Here is a 17,479-nt window from a genome sequence, read left to right on the forward strand (position 1 = left end):
ATGGCGTGGACCCCGCCGACGTGGGAGGAGATCGTCAGCGAGCACTCGACCCGGGTGTTCCGGCTGGCGTACCGGCTGACGGGCAACCGCCACGACGCCGAGGACCTCACCCAGGACGTCTTCATCCGGGTCTTCCGCTCCCTGTCCTCCTACAGTCCCGGCACGTTCGAGGGCTGGCTGCACCGGATCACGACGAACCTGTTCCTCGACCGCGCCCGCCGCAAGCAGCGCATCCGGTTCGACCTCCTCGCCGACGACGCCGCCGAGCGCCTGCAGGGCCGCGAGCCGAGCCCCGCGCAGGCCTACGACGAGCAGCACCTCGACCACGACATCCAGAAGGCGCTGGACGGGCTCGCCCCCGAGTACCGCGCCGCGGTCGTCCTGTGCGACATCGAGGGCCTGTCGTACGAGGAGATCGCCGCGTCGCTGAACGTCAAGCTCGGCACCGTCCGCTCCCGCATCCACCGGGGCCGCGCGCAACTGCGCACCGCCCTGGAGCACCGCCGCCCCGCCGAGTGCACCGTGACGAGCATCACTAGTGACCACTGAGTAACTTCCGGCCTACCCTTCGCCCGTGGACAAAGCGCGGGTGAACATCGCTTTCGAGCGCCGCGGCGAGGGGCCGCCCCTCGTCCTGCTGCACGGCATCGGCCACCGCCGCCAGGGGTGGGCCCCGGTCATGGACCTGCTCGCCGCCGAACGCGAGGTATTCGCGGTCGACCTGCCCGGCTTCGGCGACTCCCCGCCGCTGCCCGACGGCGCCCCCTACACGCTGGACACGGCCGTCTCCGCCCTCGCGGACGCCTTCGCCGCCCTCGGCCTGGACCGCCCGCACATCGCGGGCAACTCCCTCGGCGGCCTGTTCGCCCTCGAAGCCGCCGACCGCGGCCTCGCCAGCTCGGCGACCGCCCTGTCCCCGGCCGGTTTCTTCACCAACCTGGAGTTCCGCTACGGCATGTCGGTGCTGCGCGCGTCGCGGCTCGGCGCCCGCGTCCCCGAGACCTTCCTCACCCGGCTGGCCCGCTCCCCGCGCCGCCGCACGCTCATGTTCGGCATGATCTACGGCCGTCCCGACCTGATGGACATCGAGACCCTCGCGGGCGACGCCCGAGCCATGCGCGACGCCCCGGGCTTCGAGCCCACCCTCCGCGCGGGCCGCACCACCCGGTTCCTCGGCTCCTGCGCCGACGTCCCCGTGACCATCGCCTGGGGCACGAAGGACCGCCTGCTCCTGCGCAGCCAGGCCATCCGCGCCCAGCGCCGCCTTCCCCACGCCCGCTTCGTCTGGCTGGAGGGCTGCGGCCACGTCCCCATGGCCGACGACCCGGCCCTCGTGGCGAAGGTCCTGCTGGAGGGCAGCGCGCACCCGCTCCGCGCCGCCCGCCCCGAGGCCGCCGCGTCCTAGTGCCTCAGGCTCCCTGGGGCTTCAGTCGCTCGGTCAGGTAGGCGAGGATCTCGTCCCTGGCCCGGAGCGTGGGGTGCCCTTCCTCGTCCACGAGGTGGGCGGTGACGACGCTGTGGGGGCTCGCGACCACGTCGCGGAAGAACGGCGGCGGGTCGGTGTTCGCGACGCCGCCGGGGAGCACGCGGCCGTCGAAGGCGTCCCCGAGCAGGGCCCGGTAGGCGGCGAACCGCTGGCCGGTGCACCACCGGTCGTTGTCGAAGCGGTAGGCGAGGACGGTCAGGCCGTCGCGCGCGACGCGCTCCTTCACCGCGCGGGCGTCCTCGTCGCCGAGTTCCAGGCCGGCGGGGTCGTCCAGCGGCAGTGACGGGTGGTTGACGACCGGCGCTATGACGGCCGGTTCGAGCGCCATGGTGAGGGCGAAGTTCCCGGTGAAGCAGAGCCCGATCGCCCCGACCCCCGGCCCGCCGCACTCGGCGTGGGCCTGGCGGGCGAGCCCGCGCAGCCATGCCGTGACGGGACTGGTGCCGCCCCCGGCGAACGCCCGGAACTCGGCGCTCACACACGTCCGGCGGACGATCCGCTCGCCGTCCTCGGTCGTGGGGTGGGCGCCGTCGCGGCCGAAGAGCGAGGGAACATGGACGGTGAGGCCCGCGTCCCGCACCCACCGCGCCAACCGCAGGACGTCTGGACTGATGCCGGGCATCTCGGGCATCACCACGACGGCCGGGCCGGTGCCCGCGGCGTACACCGTCTTCACCACCCCGTCCACGTCCACGAGCCGACGGGAGAAATCCGAGATCGGGTCGTCAAGGTGCTCGTCGAGAGTGTTCATGGAGACAGCGTGGCCGGACGGCGGGCCGCCCCGGGAGAGGCCGGATCGCCATGTGCGGGGGTAATCTCGCCACAGGATGAAGGGCGGGAGGCGGGCGTGGGCGCGTTGCGGGTGGCGGTGCTGGCTTATCCGGGCTGCTTCGCCTCGGAGGTGTTCGGCGTGCCCGATCTGCTGACGATGGCCGGGCACGTCGCCGGTCCGGATCGCGCCGGCTACGAGGTGTCGGTGGTGTCGCCGCGCCGCCGCGTGGTCGCCTCCGGAGGCGTGGCGCTGGCCGCCTCCCCGCTCCGCGAGGCCGACGTCCTCGTCGTGCCGGGTTTCGAGCTCCATCCGGGTCTCGACGTGGACGCGAAGCTCGCGGGGCTGGCCCCGGAGATCACGGCCGTCCGCTCGCACGCCGCCGCGGGAGGCGCGGTGGTCTCGATCTGCGTCGGCGCGTTCCTGCTCGCCGCGGCCGGGCTGCTCGACCGGCGCCGGGCCACGACGGCGTGGCTGTTCGCGGACGAGCTGGCCCGGCGCTGCCCGTCCTCCGACGTCCGGCCCGACCTCCTGGTCGTCACCGACGCGGGCGTGACCACCACGGCGGCGTTCAGCGCCATGTACGACTTCGCCCTGGAGCTGGTGCGCCGGCACAGCGGCGCCGGCGTGGCGCGGGCGACCGCGCGGATGGCGCTCGTGGACGACGCGCGCTCGTCCCAGGCCCCGTACGTCGACGCCCGGCTCCTTCCGCAGCCCGGGCACGAGTTCTCCCGCCGGGTCATGCGGCACCTGGACCAGGCCCTCGCCGCCCGGTACGACCTCGCCGCGCTGGCCGAGGCGTTCAACGTCAGCACCCGGACGCTGCTGCGGCGCTTCGCGCAGGAGACGGGCCGGAGCCCGCTGGAGTACCTCCAGTCGGCCCGCGTCCGGCGCGCACGCCACCTCCTGGAGACCACGGACCGGACGGTCGCCGCCATCGCCGCCGCGGTCGGGTACCGGGACCCCGGGACCTTCGCCGCCCTCTTCGCCAAGCACACCGGGCGGCGCCCGAAGGACTACCGCGCGACCTTCCGGCGTCCCGTCCGCTGACCGCCCGGACGTGAGAAGGCCGGGGTCCGCGCGACGGGTGGCGCGGACCCCGGCCTCACGGGGGCTCAGCCGGTGACCGGGAGGTCGCCGGGGACCGGGGTCGGGGCGGGGGCCTCGCCGGGCGGGACCGAGGGCGACGAGGGCTCGCCCGGCTGCGACGGCTGGGACGGCTTGCCGGGCTGGCCGGGCTGACCGGGCTGGCCGCCTCCGCTCTTGCCGCAGCTGGCGGACGCGATGCTGATCGTCTGCGTCTTGCCCGCCAGGGTCGCCGACACCTCGATGGCGGTGACCGTGAGGTTCCCGTCGTAGCCGCGGACCTGCTTGTTCAGCGTGACCGTGACCGCGCCGAGGCCCTTCAGGTCGGTGGTGACGGTGGTGTTGGGCGTCGCGCCGAGCTTCAGCGCCCGGGTGCCCAGCGTCGCGCCCACCACGTGGGAGACCCCGGTGCCGTTCTCGCACTTGGCGGAGACCGCGTGCGCGGACAGGCCGAGCTTGGCCACCCGCAGGTCGGCGACGGACGCGCGGCCGTGCCCGGCCCAGGCCGAGCCGTTCAGCAGCCGCGCCTCGACGAGCGGGTTGGCGGGCAGCTCCGCCGCGCTCTTGCTGGTGGGCCGCTGCGCCGCGGACGCCACCGAGGAGGTCGGCGGGACGACGACGGAGCCGGTGGCGGAGATGGCGACCGCCGAACCGGCGCCGCCGGGGGCGGCGGACGGGGCGGCGGAGGCGGGGGCGGCGGACAGGGCGAAGGGCAGGGCCAGCGCGCCGGCGACGGCCGCGCACTTGGTGAGTGCCTGCAAACGCACGGTTCTCTCCTCAGGGGTTCGTGATCGTGGGGATGGGGTGGGGTTCGGCGGCCCGGCCGTACGGCCGGGTGGATCGCGGGAGCGTCAGTCCGTGATCTGGACGGACGTCCCGAGCGGGACCTTGGCGAGCTGCTTCAGCGCCTCGGCGGGCACCCGGACGCAACCGTGCGTGACGGCCTTGCCGAACACCGACTTCGTCGGCCAGCCGTGGAACGCGACCGTCCCGGGGCCGCCGCCGAAGGTGTCGAGGGTGGCCGAGTGCGCGCCCACCGGCAGGACCAGCGGGCTGTAGGTGGGCTTCTCGGGGGCGAGGGAGGCGAGCAGGAACGTCCGTCCGGTGGGCGTCGGCGTCTTCGGCGCGCCGACCGCCACCGACCACGCGCCCACCTGGCGGCCGCCCCGGAGCAGGGTCAGCCTCCTGTCGCCGAGGTCCACCTTGACGGCACTGGAACTGCGCGCGGCCTTCAGGCCGGAGTCGGGGATCCAGCCGGTCACGCCGTTCGGGCGGCTCGGCAGCAGCACGCGCCGCCAGCCGGGGCGGCTCTCCACGACGGGCACCCAGGTGGGGCCCTTGAGCTGGGTGCTCGGCAGTTCCGCGACGGCGGGCGCGCCCGGCTTCGCCGACACGGGAACCGTGTCGTTCGGGTGCACCACGGTCCCGTCGCTCTTGGCGGACGGGGCCTCGTCCCGCGGCAGGTCGTCCAGCGTCGTGTACGTGGTGGCCTCGGGGAGCCTCTCCAGGCCGCCGGCGGGGGACGCGCCGGCGGCCGCCCCCTTGTGCCCACCCCCGCATCCGGTCACGATCAGGGCCGTCACCAGCAGGGCCGGTGCCGCCGTCCGGGCCGTCCGCCCGGCGGCGCGCGGTGGTTCGTCGCTCACGAAGACTCCAAGTGATCCCGCCGGAAAGGGGCTCCGGCTCGCCTCTGTGCCCGGTCTCTACGCGCGAGGGCCCGGGGAGGTTGCACGGTGTGCGGAAGAAGTCGCGATCCGTGCTCCGCCGCCTTCTCCGCCGCCTTCTCCGCCGCCTTCTCCGCCGCCTTCTCAGGCCGGTGCCGCGTTGCGGGAACAAGCCGGGATTGACATCTGTTTGAACCCTCAACTAACCTTCGACGAGTTCGTTGAAGTTTCAAGCATTGCGACAGGAGTTCCCATGAGCATCGCCGCCGTCGCCCCCGAGCTGACCGCCGGAACCTGGAACATCGACCCCGCCCACTCCGAGGTCACCTTCGTCATCCGGCACCTGATGACCAAGGTGCGCGGCACGTTCACCGACTTCACCGGGTCCGTGCAGATCGCCGAGGAGCTGTCGGAGTCCACCGCCACGGCGGAGATCCAGGTCACCTCGATCGACACCCGCCACGCCGACCGGGACGCCCACGTGCGGACCTCGGACGTCCTCGACGTGGAGAACCACCCGACCATGACCTTCGCGACCAAGGGCGTCCGCGCGCAGGACGGCGAGTACCTCCTGGACGGCGAGCTGACGATCAAGGGCGTCACCCGTCCGATCACCCTCACGGTCGAGTACAACGGCGTCGGCGAGGACCCGTGGGGCGGCACCCGCGCAGGCTTCTCCGCCACGACCACGATCAACCGCAAGGACTGGGGCATCGAGTTCAACGTGCCGCTGAAGGGCGACAAGGCCCTGCTCGGCGACAAGGTCGACATCCAGCTGGAGATCCAGGCGGTCCGCGCCTGAGGGGCCCACGACTGCCGGAAGGGCCGCCCGTCCCGGGCGGCCCTTCCGCTGTCCCCGGGGGTGTTATTCCAGGGGCAGGCGCAGGGCGAAGCGGGCGCCGGACGGGTGGTCCTCGATCCGCAGCGTCCCGCCGTGCGCCCGGGCGATCTCGCGGGCGATCGCGAGGCCGAGGCCGGCGCCGCCGGTGCCGCGGCTGCGCGCGGAGTCCAGGCGGGTGAAGCGCTCGAAGACGCGTTCCCTGTCGGCGGGCGGGACGCCGATGCCGTCGTCGGCGACGACGAGCAGCGCCCGGCCGCCGTCCCTGCCCACCTCCACCGTCACGCACGATCCGGCGTAGCGCTCGGCGTTGTCGAGCAGGTTGCCCAGCAGCCGGACGAGCTGCATCCGCACCCCGCGCACCTCGACGCCGCGGGACAGCTCGGTGACGATCTTCAGATCGGACGAGCGCCGGCGGACCTCGGCGCCGGCGAGCGCCGCCAGGTCGATCGGTTCCTGCGCCGCGCTCCCGCCGGTCCCGATGCGGGCGAGCAGCAGCAGGTCGGTGACGATCGACTCCAGCCGGTCGGTGTCACGCAGCGCCGACGCGATGACGCCCCGCAGGTCGTTGTCCTCCGGGTGCATGGAGGCGTCCTCCAGGTTGGCCCGGAGCCCCGCGATCGGGGTGCGCAGCTCGTGTGAGGCGTCCGAGGCGAACTGCCGCTGCCGTGCGACGGCCCGCTCCAGCCGGTCGAGCGTCTCGTTGGCGGTTCGGGCGAGCTGCGCGATCTCGTCCTGGCCCCGGGGCTGCGGCACCCGGCGGCTGAGGTCGGTGGCGCTGATCTCCGCGAGCTGGGCGCGGATCGCCTCGACGGGGCCGAGCGTGCGCCCGACGACGCGCCAGGTGACCCCCGCGGCGACGGCGGCCAGCAGCAGCACGCCCGAGCCGAGCACCCCCTCCAGGAGACCGTCCACCAGATAGGACGGCTGCCGCGCGGCCGCGTACACCACGACGGAGTCGCGCGCGGTGCTGACCCGGATGGCCTCGGCCACGAAACACTCCCGGTCCGGCCATCGGCCGCGGCACTCGGTGAAGTCCTGGACGCGCATGTTGCTCGGCGGCCAGAGTCTGCTCACCGGTGGTCTGTCCGTTGCGGCGGGTGTGGCGTTCGTCACCCGCCCGCCGGGCTCGACGACCTGGATCAGCACGAGGCCGCGGGACTCGTCGCGGATCCGGCCCTCCAGCGTCCCGTCGCGGACGCCGCCGCTGACGCGCCGGGCGTCCACCTGCGTCCGACGGAGCAGTTCGGCCTTGACGGCGCTGCGCACGGCGACGTCCACGCCGATCGCGGTGACGCCGAGCACCAGTGCGGCGATCACGGCGGCGACGAGCGTGTCCCTGGCCCGGATGGACCGGGGGCGCATGCGCATGGGCCCTCCACGAGGACGTACCGGTCTCCGGGCGTGACGACACACGCTACCGGCCGGTCATGAAACGGGGAGCCCGAAACTGCGCGCCGTGTTTTCACCATCGCTTACTGGGACATCCCGTTTTATGACGATTCCCTCCGGAGTACAGGGACGGACACACATGGGCAGGGACGTGGCTTCGGTCTCCATCAGCGGCGAGGACCGGCGACGGTATCGCGACAAGGTGCGCAGGTGCCTCGACGTGCTGGCCCGGATGCTGGGCGAATCCCAGTTCGACTTCGAGCGCCCGCACATCGGCCTGGAGATCGAGCTCAACCTGATCGACTCGCTCGGCGACCCGCTGATGCGCAACGCGGACGTGCTCAAGGCGATCGCGGACCCGGCGTGGGCCACCGAGCTGGGCCAGTTCAACCTGGAGATCAACATCCCGCCCCGGGAGCTCGGCGGCGAGGGCACGGGAGCCCTGGAGACGGAGGTCCGCGACCACCTCGCGCACGCCGACGACCGGGCCCGCGAGGTGGGTGGCCGGCTCGTGATGATCGGCATCCTGCCGACCCTGCGGCGCACCGACATCGGCGAGGAGACCCTGTCCTCCAACGCCCGCTACAAGATGCTGAACGACCAGATCTTCGCCGCGCGCGGGGAGGAGATGCGCATCGACATCGACGGTCCCGAGCCGCTGCGCATGCACACCGACACGATCATCCCCGAGGCCGCCTGCACCAGCGTCCAGTTCCACCTGCAGGTCAGCCCCGACGAGTTCGGCGCGTACTGGAACGCGGCCCAGGCCGTCGCGGGCGCGCAGGTCGCGATGGGCGCCAACTCGCCGTTCCTGTTCGGCCATCAGCTCTGGCACGAGACCCGCATCACCCTGTTCGAGCAGGCCACCGACACCCGCCCGGACGAGCTGAAGACGCAGGGCGTCCGGCCCCGCGTGTGGTTCGGCGAACGCTGGATCACCTCCGTGTTCGACCTCTTCGAGGAGAACGCCCGGTACTTCCCGTCCCTGCTGCCGCTGTGCGACGACGAGGACCCCCGCGAGGTGCTGGACCAGGGCGGCATCCCCGAGCTCGGCGAGCTCACCCTCCACAACGGAACGATCTACCGCTGGAACCGCCCCATCTACGCCGTCGTGAAGGGCCGCCCCCACCTGCGCGTGGAGAACCGCGTCCTGCCGGCCGGGCCGTCCGTCGCCGACGTCGTCGCCAACGGCGCCTTCTACTACGGCGTCGTCCGGATGCTGGCCGAGGAGGACCGCCCCGTCTGGTCCCGCATGTCCTTCGCCACCGCCGAGGAGAACCTGCACCGCGCCGCACGCGGCGGCCTCGAATCGACCCTCTACTGGCCCGGCATGGGCGAGGTGCCCGCCGCCGAGCTCGTCCTGCGCAAGCTGCTCCCCCTCGCCCACGAGGGGCTCGACCGCTGGGGCGTCGACCCCGCCCGCCGCGACCGCCTCCTCGGCATCATCGAGCGCCGCTGCGTCACCGGCCAGACCGGCGCCGCCTGGCAGATCAACACCGTCCGGGCCCTGGAGGAGGAGCACGGCGTCGGCCGCCACGACGCCCTGCGCATGATGACCCGCGCCTACGTCGAGCACGGGCGCGACAACGAGCCCGTCCACACCTGGTAGTCCGAGGATCTTCACAGCTCCCGCACAGACCACACCCCGCCTCCACGAAACGGCCTTCTAGAGTCGGTGGCGTGAGTGGACACGAGACGCGCGTCCTCGTCGTCGAGGACGAGCCGACGATCGCGCGGGCGGTGGCCGACCGGCTGGCGGCCGAGGGCTTCGGCGTCGAGACGGCCGGGGACGGGCCCTCGGCGGTCGAGCGCGCCCGCGCGTACGAGCCGCACCTCATCGTGCTGGACGTGATGCTGCCCGGGTTCGACGGCCTTGAGGTCTGCCGCCGGGTCCAGGCGGAACGTCCCGTGCCCGTGCTGATGCTGACGGCGCGCGACGACGAGACCGACCTGCTCGTCGGCCTCGGCGTCGGCGCCGACGACTACGTGACCAAGCCGTTCAGCATGCGCGAGCTGGTGGCGCGCATACGCGCCGTGCTGCGCCGCGTCGAGCGGCCCGCGATGGACACCGGGGGCGGGCGGGTGCGCGTCGGAGACCTGGAGGTCGACCAGCGGGCCCGCCGGGTGCGCCGGGACGGCCGCGAGGTGCACCTCACGCCGACCGAGTTCGACCTGCTCGCGTGCCTGCTGCGCAACCGGGGGACGGTGCTCACCCGCGCCGTCCTGCTGGAACGGGTGTGGGACTGGGCGGACGCGTCCGGCACGCGGGTCGTCGACAGCCACGTCAAGGCCCTGCGGCGCAAGCTCGGCCAGGAGCTGATCCGTACCGTGCACGGCGTCGGCTACAGCCTGGAGGCCGCGCCGTGACCGCCGAGGGCGCCGGTCTCGCCCGCAGGCTGTGGGCGCGGCTGCCCCGGCCGCTGGACCCGCTCCGGTCGATCAAGGTGAAGTTCGGCGTCGTGGTCGTCGTGACCGCGTGCGTCGCCGTCCTGATCGTGCTGTGGGGGTACCCGCTGGGGTTCCGCGCCCGGCAGACGATGCCGCTCGGCGTGCTCATCTCGCTGGTCGTCATCCAGCTGCTCGCCCACGGCATGACCGCGCCGCTGCGCGAGATGACCGCGGCGGCGCGGGCGATGGCGCGCGGCGACTACAGCCGCCGGGTGCGCGCCACCTCGCGCGACGAGGTCGGGGAGCTGGCGCAGGCGTTCAACCGGATGGCCGCCGACCTCGCCGAGGTCGACCGGCAGCGCCGCGAGTTCGTCGCGAACGTCTCGCACGAGCTGCGCACCCCCATCAGCGCGCTGCGGGCCGTCCTGGAGAACGTCGCGGACGGCGTCACGCCCGCGACGCCCGACGTCCTGGAGACGGCCCTCGACCAGACCGAGCGGCTCGGACGCCTCGTCACCCAGCTGCTGGACCTGTCGCGGGTCGAGGCGGGCGCGGCGGCGCTCGACGTGACCGACCTCGACATCGCCGGCTTCGTCGCCGACGTCGTCGCGGAGGCGCGGGCGGGCCGCCCGGAGGCGGTGTTCGAGCCGGACGTCACGCCCGGCCTGCGCGCCGCCGCCGACCGCGACCGCCTCCACCAGGTCGTCGCCAACCTGCTCGACAACGCCGCCCGGCACAGCCCGGACGGCCGCCCCGTCACGGTCAAGGCCCGTCCCGCGAACCCGCCCGGCGGACTGGTCATCGAGGTGGCCGACGAGGGGCCCGGCATCCCGCCCGAGGAGCGCGCCCGCGTGTTCGAGCGCTTCTCCCGCGGGTCCGCGTCCGGCGCCGGCACGCCCGGCGGCGGCACGGGGCTGGGCCTGGCCATCGCGAACTGGGCCACCGAGCTGCACGGCGGCGACATCACCGTCATGGACACCCCCACCGGCTGCCGCATCCGCGTCGTGATCCCTCCGGACCTCGCTACCCGGTCAGATCAATGGTGAGCAGGGCGAACGCGGCGAGAGTCGAGTCGTCGGTGATGCGGCCGTCCCGGACGAGCGCCTTGAACTCCTCCCGCGACACCCACTTCTGCCGCATGTCCTGCTCCTCGGGCTCCCGGTCGGCCTCCCCGGCCTCCAGGTCGGACGCGACGAAGATCGTGAAACCCTGACCGCTCGTCCCGTGCGCGCAGTGCAGGTACCCGAGGCGCCGCAGCGTCCCGGCGCGCAGCCCGGTCTCCTCGGCGAGCTCCCGCCGGGCCAGCTCCTCCGGGTCGGCCTCGCGCCGGCCGGGGGCCGAGCCCTGCGGGAAGCTCCACGTGCGCCTGCCGATCGGGTACCGGTACTCCTCGACGAGGTGGAATCCGTCCCCCTCTTCCGGGATGACCAGCACGAAGTCGGGCTTGTCGACCACCCCGTACATGCCGCGCGAACCGTCCAGCCGCTCGACCTCGTCCTCCCGGACGACCATCCACGGGTTCTCGTAGACGACGCGCGACGCGACCTGGCGCACCGCGGGCCGCTCCTCGCCGCTCATACGCCCGCCCCGTAGCGGTAGACGAGTTCGTGCCGGTCGCCGACCACCACCCGGTGGGTGGCCTCGACGACCCGCTCGTTCTGGTCGTGGGCACGGCGCCACAGCGTCAGGACGGGCTGGTCGGGCTTGATCTCCAGCGTCTCCTGCTCGTCCGGGCGGGGCAGCCGGCACGTCACCGACTCCTCGAACGTGATCCGGTAGCCCGCCTCCTCCAGCCGGGAGTAGATGCCGCCCGGCCCCGTGTCGATCTCGCGCAGGACCGGGATCTGCTCCACGATCTCAAGGACCACCCAGGTCGTCGCCGTCTGGACGGGCGGCTCCCCCTCGACGCCCTGGACGCGCGCCCGCTCCAGCACCCGCGCCCCGACCGGGACGTCCAGGCGGAACGCGAGCCGGTCGTCGGCCTCCACCTCGGCGACGGCCGTCCGGGTGAACGGGGTGCCCCCGTCCCGCCGCGCCGACACGTGGAACCCCCGCCAGTCCCCGACCTGGCGCGTGATGTCGGACGCCGCGCGCCGCACCCGCGGAGCCGCCCGCACCTGCGCGCCCGCGCCGTGCCGCAGATGGACGAGGCCCTGCTCGGCCAGCAGCCGCAGCGCCCGCCGGACGGTGGAGCGGTCGGCCTCGTACACGCGCGCCAGTTCCCGCTCGGACGGCAGCCAGGCGGCCGGGTCCAGCTCGCCCTCGACGATACGGGCGGCGAGCGCGTTGCTGATCGCCTGTGCCTTCGCGGGGGGTCGCGGCATACCAGATCCTGCTCCAGGTCGGTGCATTGACCTCATACCGTACAGATCCCACTTGCTCCCGCACCCTCTCGGGGTTGCGGCGAACTCATTGTGGTCAGTGTTTGGTGGTTCTATGGTAGACCTACCATGAACCGACCGAGGGAGCCCCGCTTCATGTCGGCGACCATGTGCATGCCGGGCTGGCACAGCGAGCGCTCGGACACCGGCCTGCGCGCCACCCGCGTCACCCCCCTGTCGGACTACCAGCTCCTCAACGGCTGCCTTGAGGAGATCGTCGCCACCGACGAGGGCGAGCTGTGGCTGCTCTGCGACGCGCAGACCCGGCTGGCCGAGCGCGTCGCCACCGCCGAGCGGCTGCGGGCCTCCCACCGGCTCTGATCAGCCGCGCCGCAGGGTGACGACCTCGCCCGAGTCCCCGACCGCCGCACGGGCCGGCGGCATGATCCGCTCCCCCGCGTTGTCGGCCAGCAGTGCCCGGGCGCGCAGCACGATCTCCAGGTCGAAGCGCAGGTCCGGGTCCAGGAGCTGGTCGCCGAACAGCTCCTCCAGCTGGCGCAGCCGGTACCGGACGGTCTGCGGGTGGACGTGCAGCCGCATCGCGACCTCGTTGGCGTTGCGTCCCGACTGCAGCCACGCCAGCAGCGTCTCGGCGAGCCGGTCCTGCTGGCTGGCCCGCAGGTGCGCCAGCGGCGCGAGCCGCAGGTCGGCCAGCGAGGTGATGAGCCCCTCGTCCTGGAACAGGATCAGCGTGGACATGTGCTCCACGCTGCGGATCACGCCGCTGTCGGCCTCGATCACGCCGCGCTGGACCAGGCACAGCGTCTTGCGCGCCCACTGGATCGAGCGCGCCGCCTCCATCAGCGGGACGGTCGGGCCGACGACGGCGAGCGTCCCGGACAGGGCGCGGTCCACGAGCTTGGCCCGGCCGGGGCCGTCCGGGTCGGGGATGATCAGGCTGGGGGTGCGCCGGGTCAGGTCGGCCAGCACGTCCGGCGGGAACGCGGGCTGGCGGGTGTCGGCGTGGTGCCGTCCGAGCGCGACCGCGGCGACCGTGCGCGGGACGGGCCAGTGCGCGGCGGCGGCGAGGTCGGCGATCGCCTCCTGCGCGGCGGGCGGGTCGGCGAACAGCAGGTCGAGCAGGCGCTTGCGGCGGCGCTGCATCTCGCCCGCGACCGCCGCCTTGGCCTGCGAGAAACCCTCCGCGGCGGCATGCGCCAGTTCGTCCTGGAACTGCATCAGGACCTCGCCGACGGCGCCGAGGGTGCGCGGCGGCACCTGCAGGGCCTCCGCGCCCTCGGTCATCCGCCGCCACGCCACCATGCCGCCGACCCGCATCGCCGTCTGCATCGCGTCGAGGCTGCGCCCCTCGCCCGCCTCGCCGCGGCCGATGGCGCGGAAGAAGTCGGTCACCGGAGCGGGATCATGGCCGGGATCGGCCACCCGCTCGACGAAGAAGTGGAGCACGCGCTCGACGGCGAGCCGGAGGGTCCCCGAGTAGGAGCCGTCCCCCGGCCGGTCGTACTCCCTGACGCGTGTCTGAATCTCCTGGATCATGTCGTCCGCCACCTCGTCGAGGTGAGGTCGCATGTGATCCGCCAGTTCCCTCGGCAGATCCGCCCACGGGCGCCCGCTGGTGGTCGAACCGTCGTTCGCCACAGAACCTCCCAGCTCCGTCCCCCTGCGTTGCGCGCCGTTCACACGGGGTAATTACTTACTTATGGGACCTGTGTGGGGCAAATCATGACCCGCGACGTGCCCAAGGCGCAAAGTTTAGGTCGGCAAACGTCCAGGTTCGGCCGGTGACGTGAGAAAAATTCATAATCTTCGCCCCCGCGGGAAGAGGCTCCCTGACTTCACCGAGACCGACCTGGTCAGACCACCGCCGCTACGCTCGGTCACTCGTTCCACGGCAGCAACCGGCCCACGGATCGTCCTGCTCTATCGTGCGGGCTCCCTCCGCAACAGGCGGCGTTCAGCGGGGGGCGAGGCGGAAGACGGCCGTGGTCGTCGTATGCGGAGCGATCTCGGCGATGGACGCGTCGACGGCGAACGGCAGCTCGGGGTCCTCGAATCCGGCCTGGGGCAGGTATGTCGCGAGGACCTCGGCCGCCTCCGTGCCCTCGACCAGGACGGCGGAGTAGTCGGTGTCCGTTCCGTCCGGACCGTCCCGCTCGATGGTGCAGCGACCGGCCGCCAGGAGGTTGCGCACCCAGTCGCGCCGCCGGATGGACGAGCACAGGTAGAGCCGGCCGCCGACGCGGGTCACGTTGATCCCGAATGGGCGGGGCCGCCCTGTGCGCCGTCCGTCCACCCTGACCACGCGGCGGGCGGGCACTCCCTCGCGGTAGGGCTGGACGGGTGCCGCGCGGATGTCCTCGATCGCCCGCGCGGCCATCTCCCGCCAGTCTGCCTCTGAAGTCATGTGGCATCGCTCCCGTCCCATTGAACCGGACCGGCGGTCCGGATATCGCTCCGGAGTACCATACGGACCAGCGGTCCGGATAGGCAAGGAGAACGGGTGGGCAGAACGGAACGGGCGGACGCCGCGCGCAATCGCGAGGCGATCCTGGCGGCGGCGGCCGCGCTGTTCGACCGGGGAAACGTGCAGGACGTCTCCATGAGCGAGATCGCCAACGCGGCCGGTGTGGGAAAAGGAACCGTGTTCCGCCGCTTCGGTGACCGGACCGCCCTCATCCAGGCGGTGCTGCACCCGCGGGTCTCGGCGCTGCGAGAGGCCGTGGAGTCCGGCCCGCCGCCGCTCGGGCCAGGCGCCGCGCCGGACGAGGCGCTTCACTCCTACCTCGACGGCCTCTTCGACTTCGTCTGGGCGAATCGCGGCCTAATCCGAGCCCTGGAGCACCGCGGACCCCACGCCTACTACGCCAACGAGGCCAGCGGGTTCTGGATCGCGGAACTGGGCCGCCGCCTCGGCGCCGCCCGGCCTGGCGAGGACGCCGACTACCTGGCCCACGCCGTCTTCACCGCCCTGCGCGCCGACGTGATCGACTACCTCGTCACGGCGCAGGACATGCACCCGGCCCGCATCCGGGCGGGCCTCCACCACCTGGCCCTGCCGGCATCGCACCCTTGCCTCTGACCCCAAGTCTCGCCTTGGCGTGGTGAGCGCAGAGACTCATCCCGGGGCACCCCACGCTCCGCAACAGTTCGGGGACGAGCTGCGGCCTGTTGCGGACCGGCGCTGGTCAGGGCAGGAGGTGGTCCAGGAAGAGCCAGGTGCCCAGGGCGGTCATCGCGGCTCCGGACAGGCGGGTGACGGTGCGGGCGGCTGCGGGGCGGGGGTCCAGGACGGTGCGGGTCAGGGTGCCGAGGCAGAGGTAGAACGCGGCGCAGGTGGCCATGAAGGTCAAGCCCAGGACGGCGAGCTGCACGGGGACGGGCCAGGCGTAGTGCGGATCGGTGAACTGGGGCAGGAGCGCGAGGAAGATCAGCAGGCCCTTGGGATTGAGGCCGCTCACGCCGATGCCGCGCAGGAAGGTGCTCCAGTCGGTGCCGACGCCGGCCCGGACGTCGAGGGCGGAGGGGCGGGTGAAGGTCGTCGCGCCGTGCCAGATGAGGTAGAGGCCGCCGACGGCGGTGAGGCCCGTCAGGACGGACGGGGAACCGGCGACGAGTGCGCCGACGCCCGCCGCGACGATCACGGTCACCGCGGCGTAGCCGACGACCAGACCGCCCACGGCGGGGACGACCGAACCGCTGCGCAGCCCGGCGCCGATGGTGAAGGCCCAGTCCGCGCCCGGGACGGCGATGAGCAGCAGCGACACCGCCCAGAACGCGAGCACCGATCCCGTTGCCATCGCCTTCCTCCCCGCCTTGCGACCATTTACGGGGAGAATACGATTGAATTGGCAGAAAGTGGTTTCAAATAGTGCCGGAAAAAGGCTCCTTTGTGGAAGGATCTGCTGCGTGGACGCCATCGATCGGAAGATCCTTGCCGTGCTCCAGGAGGACGGCCGGCTGACCGTCACCGAACTCGCGGCGCGGGTGGGGTTGAGCGTCTCGCCGTGCCACCGGCGGCTGCGGGAACTGGAGCGCAGCGGCACGATCCGCGGATACCGCGCGGTCGTGGACGCCGCCGCGCTCGGCCTGACCTTCCAGGCGCTGGTGTTCGTCACCATGCGGCAGGAGGACCGCGACACGCTGCTCGGCTTCGAGGCCGCCGTCGCGCAGGTGCCGGAGGTGGTGCAGGCCCAGCGACTCTTCGGCGATCCCGACTACCTGCTGCGCATCGTCACCGCGGATCTGAAGGCGTATCAGGAACTGGAGGACGACGTCCTCGCGGCGTTGCCGGGCGTGCAGCGGCTGAACTCCACGCTCGTGATGAAACACGTCGTGAACGATCGGCCGCTGCCCACCTGAGCGACTGCTCAACGATCCCATTGTCGTTCGCGCCGACGCGGAAATTGCGACGGGCACAGATGGGCGCCGGGGGTTCGGGTTCGCGATCGGCCGCCAGGGCGATCCCGAAGTGGTCGCCGCGCTCCATGCGCCGTTCTGGTGGAACTGGCGGGTCAGTCCTGCAACGGCACTCGGGGTCAGGGGGTGGTGAGACGGGCGCGGATGGCGGCGGCGCCGGATTCGGTGAGCCAGTCGGCGAGGGTGCGCAGTCCCGGGTGGATGACGCGCAGGGCCTCGATGTCGGCGTGCCAGCGGTGGCCGGCCTCCCAGTGCTTCTTGATCTCGGCGATCTCCGGGCCGAGCGCGGCGACCTCGGCGTCGGTGAGCTGCTCGTACCGGAGCGGAATGCCGGTGGCCTCGGCGATCGCGGCGGCGGCCTCGACCGGGGTCGGTTCGTCGCCGGCCAGTTCCAGGGTTCGTCCGGCGAACCGGGCGGGGTCGGCGAACGCGAGCGCGGCGAAGTCGGCGATGTCCTCCAGCGTGATGATCTGCATGGGCTCGTGTGGAGGGAAGAGATGCCGGTGCAGGCCGTGGGAGATGCCGTCGATGCCGATCGCCCCGGCGACGCCGAGGTAGTTGGTCATGAACCGGACCGGGCGCAGCACGGTGGGCAGCGCGATGCGGTCGCGCAGGTACTCCTCGATCAGCGCTTTCCCCTCCGAGCCCCGCGATGCGGCCGAGGTCGAGGCGACGGTGCTGAACACGACCTGCTCGATTCCCGCCGCGGCCGCAGCGTCGATCAGCACCCGGCCACGGGCCACTTCGAGATCTGTGTCGGGTCCGGCCGCTCCGAAGGCCACGGGCGGTATGCCGAACACGGCGGCGACGCCGTCGAGCGCGGGCGGCAGACTCGCCGCATCATCGAAGTCGCCGCGCACGAGCTGGGCGCCTGCGGCGGCCAGCGCGGCGGCGGCGGGTGCGGTCAGGTCGCGCACCAGGGCGCGCACCGGCCGCCCTTCGGCGAGCAACCGCCGGGCGGTGGCGCCGCCTTGCTTGCCGGTGGCGCCGGAGATGAGGATCGGGGAGTCGGGGTCGGCCGGTGTTGCGGTGGTCATGGTGCCCTTTCCGGCGATGCTGGAGGATGACATGATCCGGAATGCTCCACCCGTTTCCACG

Annotated in this window: 20 protein-coding genes; 10 read left to right on the forward strand and 10 right to left on the reverse strand. The window is 72.9% G+C overall.

From position 1 onward, the window contains the following. Positions 1-549, forward strand: a complete 549-nt coding sequence (sigE, locus tag BJ999_RS40440; RefSeq protein ID WP_179839145.1) for an RNA polymerase sigma factor SigE — start codon at positions 1-3, stop codon at positions 547-549. A 25-nt stretch (positions 550-574) separates the two neighbouring features. Further along, entirely contained in the window at positions 575-1,405 is an 831-nt protein-coding gene (locus tag BJ999_RS40445; RefSeq protein WP_229810037.1) for an alpha/beta fold hydrolase, read from the forward strand. A 4-nt stretch (positions 1,406-1,409) separates the two neighbouring features. Here BJ999_RS40445 and BJ999_RS40450 read toward each other — a convergent pair whose 3' ends face one another. Continuing rightward, entirely contained in the window at positions 1,410-2,237 is an 828-nt protein-coding gene (locus BJ999_RS40450) for a dienelactone hydrolase family protein (RefSeq protein WP_179838109.1), read from the reverse strand. Between the two features lie 96 nt (positions 2,238-2,333). Here BJ999_RS40450 and BJ999_RS40455 point away from each other — a divergent pair, with 96 nt between their 5' ends. Further along, positions 2,334-3,305: a GlxA family transcriptional regulator gene (locus BJ999_RS40455; protein ID WP_179838110.1), complete on the forward strand. Its 972-nt coding sequence runs from the start codon at positions 2,334-2,336 to the stop codon at positions 3,303-3,305. Positions 3,306-3,370: 65 nt separating this feature from the next. Here BJ999_RS40455 and BJ999_RS40460 read toward each other — a convergent pair whose 3' ends face one another. Further along, on the reverse strand, positions 3,371-4,108 hold the full coding sequence (locus BJ999_RS40460; RefSeq protein ID WP_179838111.1) for a choice-of-anchor P family protein: 738 nt from the start codon (positions 4,106-4,108) through the stop codon (positions 3,371-3,373). 84 nt (positions 4,109-4,192) lie between these two features. Then, positions 4,193-4,987 carry a L,D-transpeptidase gene (locus BJ999_RS40465; RefSeq protein WP_179838112.1) on the reverse strand — a complete coding sequence of 265 codons (795 nt, stop codon included), beginning with the start codon at positions 4,985-4,987 and terminating at the stop codon, positions 4,193-4,195. A gap of 271 nt (positions 4,988-5,258) precedes the next feature. Here BJ999_RS40465 and BJ999_RS40470 point away from each other — a divergent pair, with 271 nt between their 5' ends. Further along, positions 5,259-5,807, forward strand: a complete 549-nt coding sequence (locus BJ999_RS40470) for a YceI family protein (RefSeq protein WP_179838113.1) — start codon at positions 5,259-5,261, stop codon at positions 5,805-5,807. A gap of 63 nt (positions 5,808-5,870) precedes the next feature. Here the strand turns inward: BJ999_RS40470 and BJ999_RS40475 are convergent, their stop codons facing one another. Beyond that, complete coding sequence (locus BJ999_RS40475) at positions 5,871-7,214, reverse strand: sensor histidine kinase (protein ID WP_179838114.1); 1,344 nt, start codon at positions 7,212-7,214, stop codon at positions 5,871-5,873. Positions 7,215-7,374: 160 nt separating this feature from the next. Here BJ999_RS40475 and BJ999_RS40480 point away from each other — a divergent pair, with 160 nt between their 5' ends. The 3 genes from BJ999_RS40480 (at position 7,375) to BJ999_RS40490 (ending at position 10,669) form a co-directional block, all read left to right on the forward strand. After that, positions 7,375-8,844, forward strand: coding sequence for a glutamate-cysteine ligase family protein (locus BJ999_RS40480; protein ID WP_179838115.1), 1,470 nt, complete (start codon positions 7,375-7,377; stop codon positions 8,842-8,844). Between the two features lie 71 nt (positions 8,845-8,915). Continuing rightward, the gene (locus BJ999_RS40485) at positions 8,916-9,602 is read left to right on the forward strand and encodes a response regulator transcription factor (protein WP_179838116.1); all 687 of its coding nucleotides are present in this window, start codon (positions 8,916-8,918) and stop codon (positions 9,600-9,602) included. Next, the gene (locus BJ999_RS40490) at positions 9,599-10,669 is read left to right on the forward strand and encodes a sensor histidine kinase (RefSeq protein ID WP_229810038.1); all 1,071 of its coding nucleotides are present in this window, start codon (positions 9,599-9,601) and stop codon (positions 10,667-10,669) included. The genes BJ999_RS40485 and BJ999_RS40490 overlap by 4 nt, the downstream gene beginning before the upstream one ends. On the opposite strand, the gene BJ999_RS40495 is transcribed toward BJ999_RS40490, so the two are convergent. Then, positions 10,647-11,201 carry an NUDIX domain-containing protein gene (locus BJ999_RS40495; RefSeq protein WP_179838117.1) on the reverse strand — a complete coding sequence of 185 codons (555 nt, stop codon included), beginning with the start codon at positions 11,199-11,201 and terminating at the stop codon, positions 10,647-10,649. The two genes, BJ999_RS40490 and BJ999_RS40495, sit on opposite strands and share 23 nt — an antisense overlap. Beyond that, entirely contained in the window at positions 11,198-11,947 is a 750-nt protein-coding gene (locus tag BJ999_RS40500) for a GntR family transcriptional regulator (protein WP_179838118.1), read from the reverse strand. The genes BJ999_RS40495 and BJ999_RS40500 overlap by 4 nt, the downstream gene beginning before the upstream one ends. A 126-nt stretch (positions 11,948-12,073) precedes the next feature. On the opposite strand from BJ999_RS40500, the gene BJ999_RS40505 reads away from it, so the two are divergent. After that, positions 12,074-12,325, forward strand: coding sequence for a hypothetical protein (locus tag BJ999_RS40505; protein WP_179838119.1), 252 nt, complete (start codon positions 12,074-12,076; stop codon positions 12,323-12,325). Here BJ999_RS40505 and BJ999_RS40510 read toward each other — a convergent pair whose 3' ends face one another. Further along, positions 12,326-13,645 carry a PucR-like N-terminal domain-containing protein gene (locus tag BJ999_RS40510; protein ID WP_476723717.1) on the reverse strand — a complete coding sequence of 440 codons (1,320 nt, stop codon included), beginning with the start codon at positions 13,643-13,645 and terminating at the stop codon, positions 12,326-12,328. It lies immediately after the preceding gene. Between the two features lie 274 nt (positions 13,646-13,919). Further along, complete coding sequence (locus BJ999_RS40515) at positions 13,920-14,369, reverse strand: nitroreductase/quinone reductase family protein (RefSeq protein ID WP_179838121.1); 450 nt, start codon at positions 14,367-14,369, stop codon at positions 13,920-13,922. A 96-nt stretch (positions 14,370-14,465) separates the two neighbouring features. On the opposite strand from BJ999_RS40515, the gene BJ999_RS40520 reads away from it, so the two are divergent. Further along, the gene (locus BJ999_RS40520; protein ID WP_179838122.1) at positions 14,466-15,044 is read left to right on the forward strand and encodes a TetR/AcrR family transcriptional regulator; all 579 of its coding nucleotides are present in this window, start codon (positions 14,466-14,468) and stop codon (positions 15,042-15,044) included. A 106-nt stretch (positions 15,045-15,150) separates the two neighbouring features. Here the strand turns inward: BJ999_RS40520 and BJ999_RS40525 are convergent, their stop codons facing one another. Continuing rightward, positions 15,151-15,762, reverse strand: a complete 612-nt coding sequence (locus BJ999_RS40525; RefSeq protein ID WP_179838123.1) for a LysE family translocator — start codon at positions 15,760-15,762, stop codon at positions 15,151-15,153. A 109-nt stretch (positions 15,763-15,871) separates the two neighbouring features. On the opposite strand from BJ999_RS40525, the gene BJ999_RS40530 reads away from it, so the two are divergent. Further along, complete coding sequence (locus BJ999_RS40530) at positions 15,872-16,324, forward strand: Lrp/AsnC family transcriptional regulator (RefSeq protein WP_179838124.1); 453 nt, start codon at positions 15,872-15,874, stop codon at positions 16,322-16,324. Between the two features lie 176 nt (positions 16,325-16,500). Here the strand turns inward: BJ999_RS40530 and BJ999_RS40535 are convergent, their stop codons facing one another. Then, entirely contained in the window at positions 16,501-17,451 is a 951-nt protein-coding gene (locus BJ999_RS40535; protein ID WP_229810040.1) for an NmrA family NAD(P)-binding protein, read from the reverse strand. Positions 17,452-17,479: the final 28 nt, after the last annotated feature.

This window comes from Actinomadura citrea, from assembly GCF_013409045.1.
GTDB lineage: Bacteria > Actinomycetota > Actinomycetes > Streptosporangiales > Streptosporangiaceae > Spirillospora > Spirillospora citrea.